The organism is Rhodococcus sp. (in: high G+C Gram-positive bacteria) (genome assembly GCF_049286785.1).
Taxonomy (GTDB): Bacteria; Actinomycetota; Actinomycetes; order Mycobacteriales; family Mycobacteriaceae; genus Rhodococcus_F.
The window spans coordinates 1-1,983 of the sequence record NZ_JBAQEO010000700.1 but is presented as its reverse complement, the minus strand read 5'-3'; the positions used below and the strand labels follow the sequence as shown (position 1 = coordinate 1,983).

General features: G+C 66.1%; 1 protein-coding gene and 1 pseudogene. Both read left to right on the top strand.

Annotated elements, in window-relative coordinates; translation table 11 throughout:
* Window positions 1-124 precede the first annotated feature (124 nt).
* Window positions 125-403: pseudogene (locus WAW17_RS25320) on the top strand (CoA transferase); the annotation flags it as partial.
* Window positions 404-550: 147 nt separating this feature from the next.
* Entirely contained in the window at window positions 551-1,684 is a 1,134-nt protein-coding gene (locus tag WAW17_RS25315) for an IS701 family transposase (protein ID WP_422335633.1), read from the top strand.
* Window positions 1,685-1,983: the final 299 nt, after the last annotated feature.

Genomic DNA, 1,983 nt, shown 5'->3' with positions numbered 1-1,983 from the left:
TCGATGCGAAAGACTCAGTGGAACAACCCGACACACCAGGTCGGACGATCACTCACGCCCACACCCCATCCGCTGCCGGACAACCAAACTCACAACAACGCCATCAGCCGATCGGTGCATCCAGGATAAGAGACTCGCGGCGGCGGGCGTGCCGGCGGCACAACTGCGCGACATGAGCGGGCTGCTGTCGCACCCCCAGCTGGAGGTGCGCGACCGCTGGCGGGAGGTAGAGACCGAAGCCGGTCCGATCCGGGCGCTGCTCCCGCCGATGACGTTCTCGGACGTGGAGATGAGCATGGGTTCGGTGCCGGCGCTGGGCGCGCATACGGACGCGTTGCTCGCTGGAATCGGCATGTCCGCGAACGAGATCGACGATCTGCGTAGTGCGGGCGTCGTTCAGTGAGCTGACGCGATTCCCCGCACCGTCGAGGGCACGGTCCTTCGAGACCGCCTAGTACTACAGTCGCGTTTATTTTGATCTTGTCGGCGTGTTGGTGCCGGTTCCGATGGGTTGAGGGGTCATCGTCTGCGTGTGGACGATGATGTGTGTGTGGCCGAGGTGCGGGTGTGGGCGGAGGGGCTGGCGGAGATCGATGCCTTGATCGGGCATCGTTTCGCCAGGTCCGAGCCCCGCAAGCATGCGGTGGAATACGTGCAGGGTTTGCTCTCGAGCGAGGAACGGAAGAATTCGTGGACCCTGTCCGAACGCGCGGGTGATCGGTTGCCGGACGGGATGCAGCGACTGCTCTCGACCGCGGACTGGGATCCCGACGCGGTCCGCGACGACGTACGCGATTACGCGGTCGAGCACCTCGCGGATCCGTCCGGTGTATTGATTCTCGACGAGACCGGGTTCTTGAAGAAGGGCACCCGCTCGGCCGGAGTGGCCCGCCAGTACTCGGGGACCGCGGGCCGGATCGAGAACTGCCAGATCGGGGTGTTCTTGACCTATGCCACCCCGGCGGGCCGAACGCTGATCGACCGAGAGCTGTACCTGCCCAAAGCTTGGACCGACGACCGTGACCGGTGCGCGCAGGCCGGGATCCCCGCCGAGCGCGAGTTCGCGACCAAACCCGAGCTGGCGATCGCGATGCTCGAACGCGCCGTCGCCGCCGGCGTGCCGGCACGATGGGTCACCGGAGATGCCGTATACGGGCAGGTGCACCGGCTCCGTGCCCGTTGCGAGGAACTCGGATTGTCCTACGTGCTAGCTACTTCGGTGAACCAACACGTCATCACCGTCGACGGCGCCGAGCTCCGTGCCGACGAGGCGATCGCGGCGTTGCCTGCCCAAGCGTGGCGGGCCCGCTCGGCCGGTGACGGCGCGAAAGGTGAGCGACTCTACGACTGGGCGCGCACACCGGTGCGCGGGTTGAACTGGCCGACGACGGTGTACTGGCTCCTGGCCCGTCGCAGTCGCACCGACCCGGAGGATCTGGCGTACTACCTGTGCCACTGCCCGGCGCGCACCACCCTGACCGAATTGGTCACCGTCGCCGGAACACGTTGGGCGATAGAGGAAACCTTCCAGACCGCGAAGGGCCAGACGGGCCTCGACCACTACCAGGTCCGGCAGTACCCGGGCTGGTACCGGCACATCACCCTCTCGATGCTCGCGCACACCTTCCTCACCGTCACCCGGTCAAAAAGGGGGCCCGAGAACCCGGCGACGACAGCGAGTTGATCGCACTGAGCGTGCCCGAGATCCGACGGCTGCTCTGCCACCTGATCTGGACGTATCTACCCGATCCCCGCCACGTCCTCGCACGCTCCCACTGGCGCCGCCGCCATCAACACCGAGCCCGACGATGCCACTACCGAGCCCGAGGACACCTGCCCTAAACGCGACTGTAGTACTAGCCGCCCGGATCCACAACCGACTGGTGTACGAATGGTGGTTCGTCCGATCGCCGATCTGGGTGGTCTTGGCTATCCTTCGGAGTGCGCGTTTCGCGAATGCCGCCGGGAGCATGCGGGAGCGGG